Source organism: Mycolicibacterium setense, from assembly GCF_000805385.1.
Lineage (GTDB): Bacteria > Actinomycetota > Actinomycetes > Mycobacteriales > Mycobacteriaceae > Mycobacterium > Mycobacterium setense.
The window spans coordinates 801,203-818,942 of record NZ_JTJW01000006.1; the positions used below are offsets into that span (position 1 = coordinate 801,203).

Genomic DNA, 17,740 nt, shown 5'->3' on the forward strand with positions numbered 1-17,740 from the left:
TGAATTCATGACACTGAGTACTGCCCGGCGCCGGCTCGGCACCAACGGTCCGGAAGTCTCGGCAATCGGCCTGGGCTTCATGAGCTTTCGGACCGGCACCGGTCCCGAAGATGAAAAGCAGGCCGACGCGATCGTGGCCGAGGCTGTCGATCTGGGCATCACGCTGTTCGACACCGCCGACGTATACGGCCCCGAGTTCAGCGAGATCCTGCTCGGAAAGGCGATCCGGGGCCGGCGTGATGCCGTGACCATCGCCACCAAGTTCGGCAACGCGCTCGATCGCGAGACCAATCCAGATGCCCGCGCGCTGGACGGCAGGCCCGAGTACGTGCGCAGTGCACTCGAGGGCTCGTTGCGTCGCCTCGGGGTGGACCACATCGACCTGTACTACCAGCACCGGGTCGATCCCGACGTGCCCATCGAGGACACGGTGGGCGCGCTCAAGGAGCTTGTCGAGGCAGGCAAGGTCCGCCACATCGGACTGTCAGAGCCGGGTCCGCAGACCCTGCGCCGTGCTCACGCGGTGCATCCGATCGCCGCGATCCAGAACGAATGGTCGTTGTTCACCAGGGATATCGAAAGAGACACCTTGCCGATCGCCCGGGAACTCGGCATCGGGATCGTGCCGTACTCGCCGTTGGGGCGCGGTTGGCTGACCGGCAGGGTGCGCAGCGCCGAGGATGTCAAGGGCGTGCAGAGCCGGCATCCGCGTTTCGGTGCCGAGGTGTTCGACCGTAACCGGGCACTGGCCGACACCGTGACCGAGATCGCCGTGCAGATCGGCGTCCAGCCCAGCCAGGTCGCGCTGGCCTGGGTGCTCTCACGTGGTCAGGATGTGGTGCCGATTCCGGGGACACGGCATGTCGAGTACCTGCGTGAGAACGTCGGTGCCTTGACGGTGGAATTGAGCGACGAACATGTCGGACGTCTCGAGGCCATCGCTGATCAGGTGGGCGGGCACCGTTCGATTCGTCCCGAGCACCTCGGGGTGGAGGCCCCGGTGGCGGCGGCCTCGTGACCGTCATCGCCCGTTATGGTGACGTCGATGCGGCGCTGGCGGTCCACAACGAAACCCTGGCATTGCAATTGGCTCACCGATCCGTGCGCAAGTTCACTGCGCAACCGGTGACCGATGAGCAACTTTCGGCGTTGATCGCCGCCGCACAGTCGGCGGCGACCAGCTCGAATCTGCAGCCGTGGAGCGTGATCGCCGTCCGCGATCCGCAGCGCAAGGCCCGGCTCGCCGCCCTCGCCAACAACCAGCAGTTCATCAACGAGGCGCCGCTGTTCCTGGTCTGGGTGGCCGATCTCGGGCGGGCGCGCAGGCTGGCGCAACGGTCCGGGGTCGCGCTGGACGGTGCGGACTATCTGGAGACCACCATCATCGGATTCGTCGATACTGCCCTGGCTGCCCAGAACGCGGTGGTGGCGGCCGAATCGCTGGGCCTTGGAACGGTATTCGTCGGGGCGATCCGCAACCATCCCGAGGAGGTGGCGGCCGAGTTGGGATTGCCGCCGCACGCCGTGGCCACCTTCGGCCTCGCCGTAGGCCGGCCCGATCCGACCGAGAACGCCGGGATCAAACCGCGGCTGCCCCGGGATGCGGTGCTGCACCGTGAGCAGTACGACGCTCAGGCGGCGGATGCGCATGTGCCCGCCTACGACGAGCGGCTCGCTGTCTACAACAACCGATACGGCCTGTCGGGCGGTTGGAGCGAGCGGGTGCTGAGCAGGCTGGCCGGCCCTCATTCTCTGTCCGGGCGGCACCGGTTGCGCGAGCAACTGGAACGCCTGGGCCTGCCCTCGCGCTGAGGGGTGGCGGGAAACGGGCCGTTGAGCAGAAATGCTCAGCGGCCCGTTTCGTCGACACCGGCTCAGAAGAAGCCGGTGGCGGGCAGTGCCGCGCCGTTCACCGCGATGTCCCCGAGCACCCGTGCCTTGTAGACGGTCGGGTTGTGGGAGAACAGGGTCCGGAGGTTGCGCCAGTGCCGGTCCAGGTGCGACGCCGAGCGGATAGAGGATGCGCCACCCGCATCGAAGATGCGTGAGGCGGCCCGCAGCGCAGGCTCCTCGATCGCCACCTTGACCCGCGCTGCCGCGACCGCGCCCTGATCTTCCAACCGGGCATCGATCCCATTGATCCGGGCGGCCGCGAAGGCCGGCGCCAGTTCCGCTGCCGCGCGCAGCACCAGCGCCTCGGCCGTATACGCCACGGCGTCGATCTCACCGACGATCTCCAGTAACTGCGGATCGGCCGACGGGGTGTCGGTGGTGGCAAAGGTGTAGGTGCGGCGGCGATCCCGCACCAGCGCGGCGGCCTCGGCGGTGAGCGTGCGCAGAATTCCGGCCGCGATCGCGTGCAGGTAGAGCTGTACCAGTGCGCCGCGCGCGCGGTCCACACCCACGTTGGTACCGATCGGCAGCACCTCGTCTTCGCCTACCTCGACGTCCTCGAAGATGGTTGTCCCACTGCCGGTGTGGCGCTGACCGATCCCGTCCCAGTCGTCGGCGTGGATGATGCCCGGCCGGTCGGACGGCACCACCGCGGCAACCGGCGCCCCGGCCGCGTCCTCGGCGGTGGCGCGCACGTAGTCGGAGAACTGGGCGCCGGTGCTGTAGAACTTGCGGCCGGTCAGTCGCAGCCCTCCGGCGCCGCGCACCAGCTTGGTGTCGTAGGTCTGACCACCCACCCTGGCGCTGCTGAGTTCGGAACTCACCCCACCGATCAGGTGTCCGTCGGCCACCACCGACAGCCATCGGTTCTTGGCCGCGCTGCCCGGAACGCGTTGCAATTCCTCAACGGTCGCGTAGTGCACCCGCAGGATGTGGGTCAGGTCGGGGTCGGCCTGAGCCAGTCTGATCACGAGGTCGAAGAACTCGGGCACGGTGAAATCCCCGCCACCGAGATCGCCGGCCAGCCGTGCCGCGCCCAGCCGGTGCTCGCGGACCAGTTGGAGCCCGATTCCGGGCGGTTCCTGTCCGCCCTCGTCGAGGCGACGCCGGTAATCGGCTGCGATCGCGTCCAGCACCTCCTGCAGTTGCTGTCCACGTGGCACGGTGCGAGCCGTCAGTACCGAATCAGCGGTCATGTCAATCCCTTCCGTTGTTTGCGGCCGGCGCGTCGTCGATCCAGGCGTTGTAGAACCAGGGCACCGAGTTGGCCGCGTTTGCGAATCCCCGCACCCGTGGGGCGACGGCGAAAATCTGGGTGTCTTCGAGAAGCGGAATCGAATACGCATTGTCGATGACGTAGTTGTTGTATTCCTCAAGCACTTTCAGCCGCTCGGCCGGATCGGTCGCCTCGATCTGAGCGCGCAACATGCGATCGATCGCCGGGTCAGAGCCGTCGAGGGCGTACAGATCGCCACCCTTGCTGTCGTAGTTCTGCCATAGCCGGACCGGGTCGGCGGTGGGCCAGCCGTTGCGCCGCAGGCCCACTGAATCCTCGATGCTCGCCGTCGGGTAGTTGGCGAAATCGGTCTGGCGGATCACCAGCCGGACGCCGATGCGCCGCAATTGCCGTTGGATCAGTTCGTACATCGGCTTGGCGGTGTGGTCGTAGACGTCCACGTAGATCTTCACCGCCAACTCGCTGCCGCCCTTGACGCGGTAGCCGTCGGCGTTGACGTGGGTCCACCCGGAGGCCTCGAGCCGGCGAATCGCCTCGGCCGGGGCGTAGCGCACGGCGTCGCTGCGGTCGGTGTAGCCGGGAAAGCCGCGGGTGACGATGTTCTGCGCCGGCTTCCAATTTTCGGTGTAGAGGGTGTGCAGGATCTCGTTACGGTCGATTCCGAAGCCGATCGCCTTGCGCACGTTGATGTCCCGCATGAACGGTGCGGTCTGGCGGATATCGAGCGTGTTGGCCAGCCCGGGCGTGCGCAGCCCGCGCACGTCGAATCCCTCCCGGGTCAGCAGGCGCTCATCCGGGGGTTGGGAGTAGCGGATGGCGTCGGCCTGCCCGGCCCGTAGCGCCCCTACCCGGACACTGTCCTCGGTCACCGGGATGACGGTGATGGTGTCCAGGTAGGCCTCACCCTGGTGTGGTGCGGTGGCCGGTGCCCAGTCGTATCCGCGCCGTTTCGACAGGACGATCTTCTTGTCGGGGATCTCCGACGTGGCGACGAACGGGCCGGAACCGATCAGATTGGTGACCACCGACTGCTCTTCCTTGCTGGCGTCGATGGTGGCGTCGGCGACCAGACCCGAGGTGTTCAACGACAACACCGCGATGAAAGGCGCATACGGTTTGGCGAGATTGACCCGGACGGTGCGGCGGGCGGGATCGGCCGTGATCGAGTCGACCTCCGGAAAGTAGATGTTGCGGGTGATGCCCTTGGGTTTGTCGCCGTTGGCTTCCCAGTCCAGATTGCGACGCACCGACTTGGCGTCGACCGGCTGGCCGTTGCTGTAGGAGGCCCCCTCGCGGATGGTGAACTCGTACACGCGTTTCGATGCGTCGACGGTCCACTTCTCGGCGATCCACGGCACGAATTCGAAGGTCTGGGGATCCTGGTAGACCAGCCGGTCCAGCATCTGGTCCTTGAGCAGGCTGTTCTGCCAGTAGCCCACCTGGATCTGCAACGAGGCGGGCGCCTCGGCGTCCAGGTAGGTCAGATCACCACCGCGGTCCTGGCCGACGGCAGCGCCGCGCTGCGCATCGGACCCGCAGCCGGCGATCAGCAATGCGGCCAGCGCGACCGCCGCCCATCGTGGGGCGGTCATGCCGCGTGGGCCGGTACGCCGGGGATCGCATCGAGCAAACGACGCGTGTAGGCCGCGGCCGGATCAGCGAAAACTCGCTCGGTCAAACCTGTTTCGACCAGGCGGCCGCCGTCGAGCACGCTCACGTGATCGGCGATCTGCCGGACGAGGCTGAGATCGTGCGAGATGAACAGATAGGTGAGCCCCAGTTCCTGCTGGAGTTGGATCAGCAGGTCCACCACCTGTGCCTGCACTTGGACGTCGAGCGCGGAGGTCGGCTCGTCGAGCACCAGGATCCGTGGATGCAGTACCAATGCACGTGCCAGTCCCACCCGCTGCCGCTGACCCCCGGAGATCTCCCGCGGTTTCCGGTCGGCCAGACCGGCGGGCAACCCGACCCGGTCGAGAGCGGCGGCGACTTCTCGACGTTGTTGCGCGCGCGATCCGATGCGGTTGATCTTCAACGGCTCTGCGATTGCCTCCCCGATGGTGAACCGGGGATCGAGCGCGGCCAGGGGATTCTGGTGCACCAACTGCAGCACCCGGGCCTGCGGGCGCTGCTGCGCGGGATGAAGTCGTGTCTGCGCGGCGCGCACCGATCCGTTCACCCGAACCTCGCCCGAGTCGAATTCGGTGAGCCCGGCGAGCACTCTGGCCGCAGTGGTCTTGCCCGAACCGGATTCGCCGACCAGGGCGTGAATGGATCCGGGCAGGACGTCGAACGATATGGCGTCCAGCGCCAGGGCATCGCCGTAGCGCTTCACCAGGCGGTCCACTCGCAAGATCGGCTCCGCGGTAGCGGCGGGAGCGGTCCGGTCTGCGTACTTGTCCGGGGACAGGGCGGGGGCCGCGGCGATCAACTGCCGGGTGTAGTCGTCCTTCGGTGTGGTGAGCACGCTTGCGGTACGCCCCGTTTCGCGAACGTCGCCGTCACGCAACACCACCACGGTGTCGCTGTGCTGCTCGGCCAGGGCCAGGTCATGAGTGATGAACAGGATGCCCAGCCCGTGTTCGACGCGCAACTCGTCGAGCAAGGTGAGAATGCGCTGCTGCACGGTGACGTCGAGGGCAGAGGTCGGCTCGTCGGCGATCAGCAGGCGCGGTTCGCCGGCGATCGCGATCGCGATCAACACGCGCTGCAACTGGCCGCCGGAAAGCTGATGCGGGTAATCGCCTGCCCGGCGCGCCGGGTCGGCGATCCCGACGTGCTCGAGCAGCTCCACAGCCCGCCGGCGTGCGCCGGCGCGGTCGGCGATTCGGTGCACTCGCAGGACCTCGGCGATCTGGTCGCCGACCGGTTTCAACGGATCCAGTGACCCGAGCGGGTCCTGTGGCACGAAACCGATCGTGCCACCCCGCAGTTGGCGCCATTGGCGCTGCGGCAGGCGGGTGACCACGCGTTCCTCGACGAGGATGTCTCCCGCTGTGACCCGGCCACCTGCAGGCAGCAGGCCCTGGGCGGTTCGCGCGATGGTCGATTTGCCCGATCCGGACTGGCCGACCAGTGCGACGATCTCACCGGCGCCCACGTCGAACGAGACCTGGCGCACCACGTCGCGGCCTGCGAACTCGACGGTGAGCCCGGAAATCGACAGTAGTACAGGGGAATTCATTCAGCCGACCCTCTCTCGGATGATATGGGCGAGCCGGGACAGGCTCATGACGGTCAACACGATCGCCAGTGCCGGAAAGAACACCAAGCCGGGGGAGGAGTTGATGTAGTTGCGGCCCTCTGAGATCAGCAGCCCCCATTCGGGTTCGGGTGGCTGCGCTCCGTAACCGAGGAAGCTCAGCGACGCGATCGCCAGGATCGCGGCCCCGAACTGCAGGGCGGCCAGGGCCAGTACGGAGGAGTAGGAGTTGGGCAGGATGTGCCGGAACAACAGCGTGAGGTGGCCCGCGCCCAGGTGTGCGCTGGCCTCCACGAACGGCAGGTTCCGCACCGCCAGGACCTCTGATCGCGCCAGCCGGGCGAACACGGCGATGGATGAGATGCCCACGGCGATCGCCGCGTTCACGGTGCCGAACCCGAGAGCCATGATGATGGTGATCGACATCAGCAACGTCGGGATCGACAGCAGCACATCGATGATTCGGCCGACGATGCTGTCGGTGACACGACCGAAGTAGGCGGCCAGCAGTCCGAGGATCGTCCCCACCAGCAGTCCGATCAGCACGGCGATGAACGACCCGGCGATGGTCGCCGCGGTCCCGGCGACCACCCGGCTGAACAGGTCACGGCCGATGTAGTCGGTGCCGAACGGGTGCGACAGGCTCGGCCCGGCGAGCGGCAGATCCGGATTCTCCTGCAGCGGATCGTAGGGGGCGATGGCCGCAGGGGCGATGATCATCGCCGCGACCAGCAGCAGTAGCAGCACAGGTGGGATGTCCCACGGGTTCACCCTGATCCGCCGGGACAGGCGGCGGGGGATCGGTACCGCGGACAGCGCGTCGGTCAGGATCATGCGGGTACCACCGCGCCTCTCGGAGTGGACGATCGCTCGATCCGGGGGTCGATCAGGGGATAGATCACATCGACCACGAGGTTGACGACGACGAACGTCACCGACACCGTGATGACCACCGCCTGGATGATCGGGGTGTCCTGATTGCGCACCGCGGTTTCGGTGAGATAGCCGATCCCGGTGCGGTTGAAGATCGTTTCGGTGATCACCGATCCGGCCAGCAGCTCGCCGACCGTGATGGCCACGATGGTCACGGTCGGAATGGATCCGTTCTTGACCAGGTGGCCGAAGATCACCTGTTTGTCGTCAAGACCCTTGGCGCGCAGAACTTCCACATAGGGTTGGGCGGCCGCATTGCTCAGACCCTGGATCAGCACTTGCGCGATCGGCGCGGCGACCGGCAGCGCCAGCGGCAGCGCGGCCAGCACCGTCGAACGCAACCCTTCGTCGCGGACGGCCGAGACCCATCCCAAGCTGAACGACAACCATTGCAGCGCAAGTAGTCCGGTGACGAACACCGGGATCGACAGGAAGGCAGGCGGTAGGACCCGGGCGAACTCGCGCACCGGTGACCATGGCGCGAACACCGCGGCCAGGGCGATGGCGAATCCGAGTACCGCGGCCAGGATGAACGCGACGACGGCCAATGCGAGCGTCGAGGGCAATGCATGCGCCATCAACCGCGCGACGGATTGTCCACTGTTGAGCGAGTACCCGAGGTCGCCCGTGAACAGCCGCTGCACCGATACACCGAACTGGACGATGGCCGGATCGCTGAGCCGGTAATAGTCGCGCAATACCTGTGCGTCCGAATCGGACAGCGGATTTTCGGGGTTCGATATCTGTGTCTCGATCGGATCCCCTGGCAACACATTGAGAACGAAAAACACTGCGGTATACGCCAATACGATCACGATGATCGACTGGCCGATCCGCCGCAGGGTGAAGTTGAACACCCGCCGAACGCTAGGGCGACCGCGTGACGGCGGCAATCATTCGCACCTTTAAGAACTTTAAGCCGACCGTTCAGTTCGGCTTAACTGTCGCCCGGCCATTTTGGAGTACCCGTGATCGCAACCGTTGTCCTGAGCCGGTCGCTGGATCACGGTGGTGGGCATGGGGGCAACACTCACGATCGGAGTCGAGGTCGCCGGCGATGGTCTCGGCCGGCTCGACATCGGGGTCGCCGGTATCGCGGGTCTGGCCGGGCGGTTGGAGCAGGCCGGGGTCTCGTACTGGGTGATCGGCGCCGAACGTGGCGAGGGCAATGACGTCACGGCGGAAGGCGTCGACCCATCCCTGCTCGCGACGATCGCGGCGCGCCACACCAGCCACCTGGGGTTGGTCGTCGCGGCCGCCGCGCACCGGGACCATCCGTACAACCTGGCCCGGAGGCTGGTTTCGGTGGACCACGCCGCACATGGACGGGTCGGCTGGCTGGCGCTGGACTTCGATCACAGCATCGCGCTCAACTCGACCGTCGACACCTGGACCGGTGCGGGCCTCGACGCGGCGCATACCGACGACGCCATCGTCGCGGTGCGGGCGTTGTGGCGAACCTGGCCACTGGACTCGGTGGTGGGGGATCTGAATGCCGGGGTGTTTTCCGACGTGTCGAGAATCCGCCGGGCCGACGTACACAACGCCTATGACATCGCCGGTCCGCTCAATGTGCCGGGATCGGAGCAGGGCGATCTGCCGGTGTGGCGGCAGGCCGGGCTCGACCGCGACGGTGCCGCCGAGGCCGCCGACTACCTGATCGTCGAGGACGGCGACCCGATCCCGGCGAAGGGCCGAGTCGTGGTACGGCTGCGCTCCGCCGCTGCGATCGTCACCGCGCTCGAGCGGATCGCCGGTCGATCCGACATTTCCGGGGTGCTGCTGCGGGCGGACCCATCGGAGCTGGACCACGTACTGCACGAGGTGCTGCCTGCCGCCCGTGAGCGGGGGCTGTTGAGCGACAAGAGGTCCGGGACATTGCGAGAACAACTCGGCGTGCCGGTGCCCACCGCGCCTGACCTGAGCAGCAATCCGACGGCATTCGAAACCGTACCCAACCCCGGAGGACGACTGTGACGCAAACAGGCCACGTGATCCTGAACGTGAACGTGCTCAACCTCGGTATTCACACCGGCGCGTGGCGGCGCACCAGCGAGCCGCCGACCGCGTTCGCCGACCCCGGTTACTACGTGCGGATGGCGAAGCTCGCCGAGCGGGGAAAGCTGGACGCACTGTTCCTGGCCGACGGTCCGGCGTTGCGTGAGCATCCCGCGCTGCGTCCGTCGCAGGCGCTGGAACCCAGCGTCATCCTGGCATCGGTGGCCGCCGAGACCGAGCACCTGGGCCTGATCGGGACGTTGTCCTCCACCTTCAACGATCCGGTCGAGCTCGCGCATCGCCTGCTCACCCTCGACCAGCTCTCCGGTGGCCGCTTGGCCTGGAACATCGTCACGACGTATTCGGTTCCGGCCGGCGCCAACTTCGGTGTCGCCGACTATCCGGACCGGCACGTGAGGTATCGGCGGGCGGCCGAGTTCGTCGACGTGGTCCGTGCGCTGTGGCGCGACGCCGCCGACCCCGGCGGGCGCGGCATCGATCACCACGGCGAGTTCTTCACCGTGGTTGGCGGGCTCCCGCAGGGGCCGTCCCCACAGGGCCATCCGCTGCTGGTGCAGGCCGGCGGATCCCCGCAGGGGCGCGAGCTCGCCGGCCGCGTCGCCGATGCGGTGTTCAGCGCCGAACTCGACCTGGGCGCCGGAATCGACCACTACCGCTATGTGAAGGACGTCGCGGTCGCCTACGGTCGCAGGCGGCACGACGTCAAGATTCTGCCCGGCCTGATCACCACGATCGGTAGCACCACGGCCGAGGCTGAGCGCCGGTTCTCCGAGCAGAACGCCCTGCTGCCACCCGGCCACGACCTGGAGCGGCTGTCGCAGGTGCTCGGGGAGGATCTGGCCGACTATCCGTTGGACGCGCCGGTACCCGCGCATCTCCTCGGAGAGGTCGCCGATCCGGCGAAATTCGGTGCGTCCCTGGGGTTCCGGGAATCGGTGGTGCGGTTGATCGAGAGCCGTGAACTGACGCTGCGGCAGGCCGTGCGCGAGTTCAGCGGGGCCGGTCACCGCGTCAGCGTCGGGTCGCCGGTCGATGTGGCCGACACCATCGAGCGGTGGTTCCTGGCCGGTGCGGCCGACGGATTCAACCTGATGCCCGATGTGTTCCCCGACGGCCTGGAGATCTTCGTCGACGAGGTGGTGCCGCTGCTGCAGGCCCGCGGCTTGTTCCGCACCGAGTACGCGGAGTCGACCTTGCGCGAGAGATTCACCGGCCGTGCTCATTCCGGCGGCGTGCCGACCCTGGTGAGGGCCCGGCTCGCCTGATCGTCTCGGGCGCGGTAGCACCCCGTAAGTTGATACCCGTGGATACACCGGTTGCCGTCGTCACAGGAGGAAGTCGCGGGGCTGGGCGCGGGATTGCCGTGGCCCTGATCGCGAAGGGCTGGCGGGTGTACGTCACCGGCCGCACTGTCACCGATGCCGATGGCGGTATCCCGGTGCAGCTCGACCATTCCGATGACGCTGCCGTGGGGGAGCTGTTCGGGCGTATCGGCGAGCAGGAGGGTCATTTGGACCTCCTGGTGAACAACGCCGCCGCGGTTCACGACGATCTGGTCAACCCGAAACCCTTCTGGGAGAAACCTCTTGAACTCGCCGACGTGCTCGACGTCGGGTTGCGGTCGTCGTACGTGGCGTCCTGGTATGCCGCGCCGCTGCTGCTGGCCGCCCACCACGGTCTGGTCGCGTTCACGTCGTCACCCGGATCGGTGGCCTATATGCATGGACCCGCCTACGGAGCTCAGAAGGCCGGTGTGGACAAGCTGGCCGCCGACATGGCGGTCGACTTCGCCGGCACCGGGGTGTCGACGGTGTCGATCTGGATGGGCATCCTGCTGACCGAGAAGTTCAAGGCGGCGTTCGCCGGGCATCCCGACGCGCTCGCCAAGACTGCGGAGCACGCCGAAACCCCCGAGTTCACCGGGTATCTGATCGACGCGCTGTATCGGGATCCGGAGCTGGCGCAGCTGTCCGGTCACACCGTGATCGGTGCCGAACTGGCGACCCGCTACGGCATCACCGACGAAGGCGGGCGGGTGCCGCCGTCCCACCGCGACATGCTGGGGGCGCCGAGGGAACCCAGCTCGGCCATCGTCAGGTAGTCAGCGCCGCCGAAAACCGGTGTGGCTGCGGATCAGTGGCAGCGTCGCGAGCGTGGCGAAACCGGGCTCGGCGTCACATACCTCGGGTACCGCGTTGAGGACCTGCATCGCCGTGGCGACGTTGGCCGCCCGGACGTGCTCGGCCATTGTGGCCTCGCGGGTGAAGCTGGCCAGGCTGACGAAGTGGGCCTGCATGGACGGATCGCCTTCGATGCTCAGCGTCCAGCCATGCTTGGGCCGCGGCCAATGATCGGGGTACTCGTTGCCGACGGTCCACAGCGTCTCGATCTCGATCAGCGGTTCGCCGTCACGCACTCCCACCCAGTTCCAGCGCTGCCCGGCAGTGGTCCCGGCGGCCAGCACGTGGTCGAAGATCTGGTGATCGTGGCGGGCGGCGACGGCGTCCACCGAGGTGGTGACCTCGTCGATGTCGGCGCCGAGCGCGTCGGCCAGCAGCCACACCTGCTGGGAGAAGATCTCGTTGTTGAACGCCAGGAACTCGGTGGCGTCCACCCCGATGTCGGAGACCGGCTGCCCGAACGACATGTTGTCGAACGTGATGTGGGTGCTGTCGTAATCCGACCAGTCGGCACGTTCCTGCAGCGTGATCTTGTCGATCGTGCGGCTCATGCCCGACAGCACCAACGGCAACGCACCCGAGAGATTGCCCGGATTGAGCCCACTGCCGTGCACCGTCGTCCCACCAGCTGCGCAGGCCGTCAGCAACCGGTCCCGGTCGGCTTCGGGCAGACGCCGCGGGTGGAACAGGAACGCCGTGGTGACCACATTCTTGCCGCTGGCCAGGATCGCGCAGACGTCATCCAGGCTGGTGATGCGCGGCGTGTAGACGACACAGTCGGCGTCCAGCGCGAGGATCGCGTCGACGTCGGTGGTGGCAATGACACCGACCGGAGCCCGGCCCAGCAGTTCACCCGCGTCTTGTCCGTTCTTGTCCTCCGAGTACACCCGGACCCCGGCCAGCTCCAGGTCAGGGCGGTCGTCGAGGATCGCCCCCATCGTCTCCACGCCCACCGCGCCCGTGCCCCATTGAATTACCCTGTATGCCATACGTTTTCCTATGTCAGCAGCCGTTGCTCGATCAGCCAATCGCGCGCGACGATGGCCGGGTCGTCTCCGTCGCTGTCCACCTTCGCGTTGAGCATCATCATGGTCTCGTTGGTGAGCCGTGGATTGAGCTGGGCGAAGATCTCGGCGAGCTCGGGATGGGCGTCGAGCAGATCGGTGGCAATGACCTCGGTGAGGTTGTACAGCGGGAAGAACTGCTTGTCGTCCTCCAGCACCCGCAGATTCAGGGTGGGGATGCGGCCGTCGGTGGTGAAGACCTCGCCGAAGTTGCAGTCACCGTTGGCGGTTGCGGTGTAGATGACGCCGGTGTCCAGGTGGGTCACCCGGCCCAGGTCGCCGCGGGTCAGCCCGTAGGTCTGCAGCATGGGCACGAATCCGTCGTTGCGGTTGGCGAATTCGCTCTCTACACAGAACGTAAGGTCGTGCCGGGGGAGTCGGCTGAGGTCGGAGAGCTTGGTCACCCCGAGCCGCTGCGCTTCCGATTCGCGGATCGCGAAGGCATACGTGTTGTTCATCGGTGCCGGCGGCAACCAGGTCAGGTTGTTGGCCTTGTCTGCCTCGTCGACGGCCTGCCATTGGGCCACCGGATCCTTGATGGGTTGCTCGTTGCCCATGTAGTTGATCCAGCCGGTGCCGGTGTATTCCGGTGAGACATTCGCGGTGCCGTCCAGCATCGCCTGGCGCACACCGAAACTGCCCGGGGTGTTGGTCATGTTGGTGACATCCGCGCCTGCCGCGTTGAGGATGATCGACACCATGTTGCCCAGGATCAGCTGCTCGGTGAAATCCTTGGCGGTGACCGTGATCGGCACGCCCTCCAGCGAGTCGTAATGCTGGATGGTCCCCGGTTTCGCTTCGAGCACCGCGCCGCTCGCCGACCGCAGCCCACACCCCGTTACCAGGAGCGCGAAGACCAAGGTGAGAAGCAGACGCCCTCGCATCAGAGTCCCTTTGGTGCGGCGACGATTTCGACGATGCGCGCCAACCAGTCGATGAACAGGGCGAGCGCCGCGACCAGGATCGCGCCGACCACCAGGGTCACGGTCTGCTGCAGTTTGATACCGGTGGTGATGAGCTGGCCAAGCCCGCCGCCACCGGTGAACGCGGCCAGCGCCGCGGTGCCGACGATGAGCACCAGCGCCGTGCGGACACCCGCGACGATCACCCGCAGCGCCAGCGGCAGCTCCACCTTGATCAGCGTTGCGAACGCCGACATACCCATACCGCGCGCCGCCTCGACCAGCCGTCGGTCAACGCCATCGAGGCCGATGACGGTGTTCGCGACGATCGGCAGCGCGCCGTAGACCGTCAGCGCGACGATGGCGCCCACACTGCCGATCCCGAACAGCACCGCGCCCAGCGCGATCAGCCCGATAGCGGGGGCGGCCTGACCGAACCCGGCGACGGTGATGATCGGTTTGGCGTAGTGCCGCATCGGCCCCCGAGTCAGTGCGATCCCGAGCGGAATCGCCACCAGGCACGTGAGCACCGTTGCGGCCACGCTGATCGCCATGTGCTGGCGCAGCAGGGTCAGCAACTGGTCGATGCCGAGGGACCGTTGCTCCGACTCTGACACATGCGCGACGTTGACGTAGACGAGTGAACCCACCACGGCCGCAATGCAGGCCAGGGGTTGCACCAGCCAGCGTCCGAGCCCCAACCGTGCCGATGGCTCGGCCGGGAGGGCCGAGGCCTCGAATTCCGGTGTGGCGGTGGTCATGTGGTCGGCTCCGCTGAGTTGGCCGCGCTGCGTACGTCGGCCATCGCGTCCATGATGGTCTCCACCCGGATCACGCCCTTGTAGACGTTGCGCCGTCCGGTCACCACCACCACACCGTGCGACGAGGTCAACATGACATCCAGGGCATCGTTGAGTGTCGAAGCGAGGCTGACCTTTTCGAGATCCTCGTCCCGGCGCACCTGTTGAAGGGATCGCGGGTCGTCCAGCTCGGCCAGCGACATCCAGCGCAGCGGGCGGTCTTGGCTGTCCAGGACGATCACGTGTTCGCGTTCGATGACCCGCGCGGCGCGGATCGCTTCGGCCGGATCACCGCCGACGTGGGCGACGGCCGCCTCGTGCAACTCGACATCGCGGACCCGGGTCAGGGTGAGCTGCTTGAGCGCCGCGCCGTGTCCGACGAAGCCGCGGACGAAATCGTTGGCCGGGTTGGCCAGGATCTGTTCGGGTGTGTCGTACTGAACGACTTCCGAACCCTGCTGCAGGATCGCGATCTTGTCGCCGAGTTTGACCGCCTCGTCGAAATCGTGGGTGACGAAGACGATCGTCTTGCGCAGCTCATCCTGCAGGCGGAGCAGCTCGTCCTGCAGTCGCTGGCGGGTGATGGGGTCGACCGCACCGAACGGCTCGTCCATCAGCAGGACCGGCGGGTCGGCGGCCAGCGCCCGTGCCACGCCCACGCGCTGCTGCTGGCCACCGGACAGCTCCCGTGGATAGCGGTCGCGGTACTGGGCCGGATCGAGATTCACCAGATCGAGCAGTTCGTCGATGCGGGCCGAGATCCGCTCCTTGTCCCACTTCAACAGCCGCGGGACGATCGCGATGTTGTCCCCGACGGTGTAATGCGGGAACAGACCCGCGCCCTGGATCACGTAGCCGATGTGGCGCCGGAGCTGGTCGGGGTCACGGTCGGTGACGTCCTCATCGCCGATCAGGATGCGCCCACTGGTCGGTTCGATGAGCCGGTTGATCATCTTCATCGTTGTGGTCTTGCCGCAACCTGACGGGCCGACGAGCATGACGATCTCGCCGGCAGGGAACTCCATCGTGATGTTGTCCACTGCCGGAGCGGATTTCGCGTCGTACCGCTTGGTCACGCCGTCGAGCAGAATGCGGACACCGCTTGTCTCGGTTGCCGGTTCAGACACGGATCCCCCTCGGTGTGGTCAGGTGCGTGATGACGTTGAGGACGGTGTCCAAAATGACTGCCAGGATGAGGATTCCGACAGTGCCGGCCACGATCGAGTTGGTCGCATTGGCGCCGCCCGTGCGGGAGATACCCGAGAAGATGTAGCCGCCCAGGCCGGGGCCGAGGGCATACGCGGCGATGGCCGCGATGCCCATCAGCATCTGCGCGGACACCCGCACCCCGGTCATGATCACCGGCCATGCCAGCGGCAGTTCGAGGCGGACCAGGGTGGCCAGCCGGCCCATGCCCATTCCGCGCGCGGACTCGATGAGCGTGCGGTCCACGCCGGCCAGGCCGACCAACACATTGCGCAGGATCGGCAGGAAGCCGAAGAACACCAGCATGATGACCGAGGGCAGCACCCCGATACCGACGATGCCGACGAGCACACCGAGCAATGCGTACGACGGGATCGTCAGGCCCACCGACGTCAGCGTGTTCCCGAGCGAGCTACCCCACGGTGAGCGATAGATCAGTACCCCGACAAGCAGCGCGGCCACAGTCGCGATCAGCAGCGTCTGCACCACCAGGCTCATGTGCTGATAGGCGAGAAAGGACAGGACCGACCAGCGATCTCGCACAAACTCGAAAAAGCCCATGAACGACGCAGCGCCTCCATTCGGTTACCCGAGGACGTCAGCTCCCCGTCGCCGGGCAAGTAGGAGCCTAGTCAACACCGGGCGGTTTCCCGTGGATATCGCGGTCAGATGCCGGTCAGATACCGGCGTGTCACCACCCGCTGGAGCAGCCTGGTCACCGGACCGCCCAGCCGGCTCCACCAGGTGGCCGGCCGGGAGAATGCGACCACCTCGGCGTGCACCTGCTCGGTCGCGGGGTCGTAGCGCACGGAGAACAGCTCTTCGCCGGACTCGGGATGGCCGGCCAGCGTGCCGTAGGCGAAGCCCTTCCGGTCGGCTTCGTCGAGCACGTAGACCACCCGGCAGGGCGCCGGCACCGGGCCCAGCCGGACGATCAGCTCGGTGCCCACCGCGGCGACCTCCGAGGTGGCCCGCACCCGCAGGCCCGCGCCGCGCTGCATGCCCCAGCGCAACACCGATTCACCGGCCCGCTCGAAGCGGTCGCGGCCCGTACCGATCACGGCGGAGGCCCGGGTGTGGCGGTACCCGGCGGGCATCTCGCCGGCCGTGGCGCCGACCTCCGGATAGGTCAACGACAGCCGTTCCAGGTCGTGCAGTTTCACGTCACCACCATGGCACCAATACGGTGGCGGTGTGGCCCCAGACATCGACACCGCCGGCAACCACCCCGGCGGAGGGTTCAACCCGCCCGATCCCACCGATCGCGGCGGCCCCGATTACGGCCGGTTCATCGAAGCGGTGCGCACTCTGCAGGACCACGCGCGCAGCGCCGATGCCCCCGACGGGGTGATCGGCGAGGCCGCCGACCTGATCGAAAAGGTGTCGGCGCTGCTGGCGCCGTACGAGGCCGACGAATGGAATTCACCGTCCGGTCGGCGCATGGACCTGCCCAACCGTGGCAACGTCAACAACGTGCCGGTGCATCTGGAACGGACCGCCGACAACCGGATCGGTGGAACCGCGCACTTCCGGCGTTTTCACCTGGGTCGCAACGGCGCCGTGCACGGCGGCTCGCTGGCCCTGCTGTTCGATTCGCTGCTCGGCTACACCGCGGCCAAACTGACCGGCAGCATGTATCAGCGCACGGCGTATCTGCACGTCAACTACCGCAAGATCGCCCCCATCGAGAAGGACTTGCAGGTGCAGGCAGGCATTGACCGCATCGAGGGACGCAAGATCTTCGTCGAGGGCAGGCTGCTCGACGGCGACGACGTGCTCGCCGATGCCGAGGCGTTGTTCGTCCGTCTCAAGCCGGGGCAGCCATGAGCCTCTCCGAGAACCTTGCCGAGGTGAAGCGCCGTTGGACGGCATGGCGAGACAAGCTTCGCGCGCGCCCGGCGGCCGACTTCGCCTACCGGATCGCCATCGGCGTCTTCGGCACGATCGTGCTCGCGGTCGGCATCGTCGCCATTCCCTATCCCGGTCCCGGCTGGGCCATCGTGTTCCTCGGGCTGGCGATTTTGGCCAGCGAGTTCGCCTTCGCCAAGCGGGCATTGCACTACGTCCGGGTCCGCTACGACGCCGTCATGGCCTGGTTCGATCGCCAGCACATCGCGGTCAAGGGACTCAGCGCCGCGTTCACCGCACTGATCGTGGTGGCCACGCTGTGGCTGTTCGGTGCGGTGGGCCTCGTGGCAGGTCTGGTGGGGTTCGAGCAGTCGTGGCTCAAGAGTCCAATCGGCCTCGGCTCCTGATCAGGGCCACCGATAACATGACAGCGTTCGCACTAGACCCCGCATGGTA

Annotated in this window: 18 protein-coding genes; 7 read left to right on the plus strand and 11 right to left on the minus strand. The window is 66.9% G+C overall.

Annotated elements, in window-relative coordinates:
• Nucleotides 1–7 precede the first annotated feature (7 nt).
• Entirely contained in the window at nt 8–1,018 is a 1,011-nt protein-coding gene (locus QQ25_RS14595; protein WP_039379337.1) for an aldo/keto reductase, read from the plus strand.
• The gene (locus QQ25_RS14600; protein ID WP_039379338.1) at nt 1,015–1,812 is read left to right on the plus strand and encodes an NADPH-dependent oxidoreductase; all 798 of its coding nucleotides are present in this window, start codon (nt 1,015–1,017) and stop codon (nt 1,810–1,812) included. The genes QQ25_RS14595 and QQ25_RS14600 overlap by 4 nt, the downstream gene beginning before the upstream one ends.
• 62 nt (nt 1,813–1,874) lie before the next feature.
• Here the strand turns inward: QQ25_RS14600 and QQ25_RS14605 are convergent, their stop codons facing one another.
• From QQ25_RS14605 to QQ25_RS14625, 5 genes are read right to left on the minus strand one after another with little or no spacing between them, the layout of a single operon-like run.
• On the minus strand, nt 1,875–3,089 hold the full coding sequence (locus tag QQ25_RS14605) for an acyl-CoA dehydrogenase family protein (protein ID WP_039379340.1): 1,215 nt from the start codon (nt 3,087–3,089) through the stop codon (nt 1,875–1,877).
• A gap of 1 nt (nt 3,090) precedes the next feature.
• Nucleotides 3,091–4,722 (minus strand): ABC transporter substrate-binding protein, encoded by a 1,632-nt coding sequence (locus QQ25_RS14610; protein ID WP_052235829.1) that lies wholly within the window; start codon nt 4,720–4,722, stop codon nt 3,091–3,093.
• Nucleotides 4,719–6,314 (minus strand): dipeptide ABC transporter ATP-binding protein, encoded by a 1,596-nt coding sequence (locus QQ25_RS14615; protein ID WP_039379341.1) that lies wholly within the window; start codon nt 6,312–6,314, stop codon nt 4,719–4,721. The genes QQ25_RS14610 and QQ25_RS14615 overlap by 4 nt, the downstream gene beginning before the upstream one ends.
• Nucleotides 6,315–7,166 (minus strand): ABC transporter permease, encoded by an 852-nt coding sequence (locus QQ25_RS14620; RefSeq protein ID WP_101906171.1) that lies wholly within the window; start codon nt 7,164–7,166, stop codon nt 6,315–6,317.
• Complete coding sequence (locus QQ25_RS14625) at nt 7,163–8,122, minus strand: ABC transporter permease (protein ID WP_234711908.1); 960 nt, start codon at nt 8,120–8,122, stop codon at nt 7,163–7,165. The genes QQ25_RS14620 and QQ25_RS14625 overlap by 4 nt, the downstream gene beginning before the upstream one ends.
• Nucleotides 8,123–8,282: 160 nt before the next feature.
• On the opposite strand from QQ25_RS14625, the gene QQ25_RS14630 reads away from it, so the two are divergent.
• From QQ25_RS14630 to QQ25_RS14640, 3 genes are read left to right on the plus strand one after another with little or no spacing between them, the layout of a single operon-like run.
• Complete coding sequence (locus QQ25_RS14630) at nt 8,283–9,242, plus strand: LLM class flavin-dependent oxidoreductase (protein ID WP_039379343.1); 960 nt, start codon at nt 8,283–8,285, stop codon at nt 9,240–9,242.
• Nucleotides 9,243–9,274: 32 nt separating this feature from the next.
• Entirely contained in the window at nt 9,275–10,549 is a 1,275-nt protein-coding gene (locus QQ25_RS14635; RefSeq protein ID WP_052235881.1) for an NtaA/DmoA family FMN-dependent monooxygenase, read from the plus strand.
• 38 nt (nt 10,550–10,587) lie between these two features.
• Nucleotides 10,588–11,385, plus strand: coding sequence for an SDR family NAD(P)-dependent oxidoreductase (locus QQ25_RS14640; RefSeq protein ID WP_039319478.1), 798 nt, complete (start codon nt 10,588–10,590; stop codon nt 11,383–11,385).
• Here the strand turns inward: QQ25_RS14640 and QQ25_RS14645 are convergent, their stop codons facing one another.
• The 6 genes from QQ25_RS14645 to QQ25_RS14670 all read right to left on the minus strand — a co-directional run bounded on the left by QQ25_RS14645 (nt 11,386) and on the right by QQ25_RS14670 (nt 16,599).
• The gene (locus QQ25_RS14645; protein ID WP_039379345.1) at nt 11,386–12,453 is read right to left on the minus strand and encodes an NAD(P)H-dependent amine dehydrogenase family protein; all 1,068 of its coding nucleotides are present in this window, start codon (nt 12,451–12,453) and stop codon (nt 11,386–11,388) included.
• A gap of 8 nt (nt 12,454–12,461) precedes the next feature.
• On the minus strand, nt 12,462–13,412 hold the full coding sequence (locus QQ25_RS14650; RefSeq protein WP_052235830.1) for a glycine betaine ABC transporter substrate-binding protein: 951 nt from the start codon (nt 13,410–13,412) through the stop codon (nt 12,462–12,464).
• A complete protein-coding gene (locus QQ25_RS14655) occupies nt 13,412–14,191 on the minus strand; it encodes an ABC transporter permease (RefSeq protein WP_039319480.1) in 780 nt (259 codons plus the stop codon). Before QQ25_RS14655 ends, QQ25_RS14650 begins: the two co-directional genes overlap by 1 nt.
• Nucleotides 14,188–15,357 carry an ABC transporter ATP-binding protein gene (locus tag QQ25_RS14660; protein ID WP_039319481.1) on the minus strand — a complete coding sequence of 390 codons (1,170 nt, stop codon included), beginning with the start codon at nt 15,355–15,357 and terminating at the stop codon, nt 14,188–14,190. The genes QQ25_RS14655 and QQ25_RS14660 overlap by 4 nt, the downstream gene beginning before the upstream one ends.
• Nucleotides 15,350–15,997, minus strand: coding sequence for an ABC transporter permease (locus QQ25_RS14665; protein ID WP_039319482.1), 648 nt, complete (start codon nt 15,995–15,997; stop codon nt 15,350–15,352). The genes QQ25_RS14660 and QQ25_RS14665 overlap by 8 nt, the downstream gene beginning before the upstream one ends.
• Nucleotides 15,998–16,101: 104 nt before the next feature.
• Complete coding sequence (locus QQ25_RS14670) at nt 16,102–16,599, minus strand: DUF1990 domain-containing protein (protein WP_039319483.1); 498 nt, start codon at nt 16,597–16,599, stop codon at nt 16,102–16,104.
• A gap of 31 nt (nt 16,600–16,630) precedes the next feature.
• Between QQ25_RS14670 and QQ25_RS14675 the strand changes: the two genes are divergently transcribed.
• Both QQ25_RS14675 and QQ25_RS14680 read left to right on the plus strand, forming a co-directional pair.
• Nucleotides 16,631–17,263 (plus strand): PaaI family thioesterase, encoded by a 633-nt coding sequence (locus QQ25_RS14675; protein WP_039319484.1) that lies wholly within the window; start codon nt 16,631–16,633, stop codon nt 17,261–17,263.
• Entirely contained in the window at nt 17,260–17,691 is a 432-nt protein-coding gene (locus QQ25_RS14680; protein ID WP_039319485.1) for a TIGR02611 family protein, read from the plus strand. Before QQ25_RS14675 ends, QQ25_RS14680 begins: the two co-directional genes overlap by 4 nt.
• Nucleotides 17,692–17,740: the final 49 nt, after the last annotated feature.

Coding starts and splice junctions, on each gene's coding strand:
- QQ25_RS14595 (WP_039379337.1), top strand. CDS start 8: ATGACACTGAGTACTGCCCGGCGCCGGCTCGGCACCAACGGTCCGGAA.
- QQ25_RS14605 (WP_039379340.1), bottom strand. CDS start 3,089: ATGACCGCTGATTCGGTACTGACGGCTCGCACCGTGCCACGTGGACAG.
- QQ25_RS14610 (WP_052235829.1), bottom strand. CDS start 4,722: ATGACCGCCCCACGATGGGCGGCGGTCGCGCTGGCCGCATTGCTGATC.
- QQ25_RS14615 (WP_039379341.1), bottom strand. CDS start 6,314: ATGAATTCCCCTGTACTACTGTCGATTTCCGGGCTCACCGTCGAGTTC.
- QQ25_RS14620 (WP_101906171.1), bottom strand. CDS start 7,166: ATGATCCTGACCGACGCGCTGTCCGCGGTACCGATCCCCCGCCGCCTG.
- QQ25_RS14630 (WP_039379343.1), top strand. CDS start 8,283: ATGGGGGCAACACTCACGATCGGAGTCGAGGTCGCCGGCGATGGTCTC.
- QQ25_RS14645 (WP_039379345.1), bottom strand. CDS start 12,453: ATGGCATACAGGGTAATTCAATGGGGCACGGGCGCGGTGGGCGTGGAG.
- QQ25_RS14650 (WP_052235830.1), bottom strand. CDS start 13,412: ATGCGAGGGCGTCTGCTTCTCACCTTGGTCTTCGCGCTCCTGGTAACG.
- QQ25_RS14655 (WP_039319480.1), bottom strand. CDS start 14,191: ATGACCACCGCCACACCGGAATTCGAGGCCTCGGCCCTCCCGGCCGAG.
- QQ25_RS14665 (WP_039319482.1), bottom strand. CDS start 15,997: ATGGGCTTTTTCGAGTTTGTGCGAGATCGCTGGTCGGTCCTGTCCTTT.
- QQ25_RS14680 (WP_039319485.1), top strand. CDS start 17,260: ATGAGCCTCTCCGAGAACCTTGCCGAGGTGAAGCGCCGTTGGACGGCA.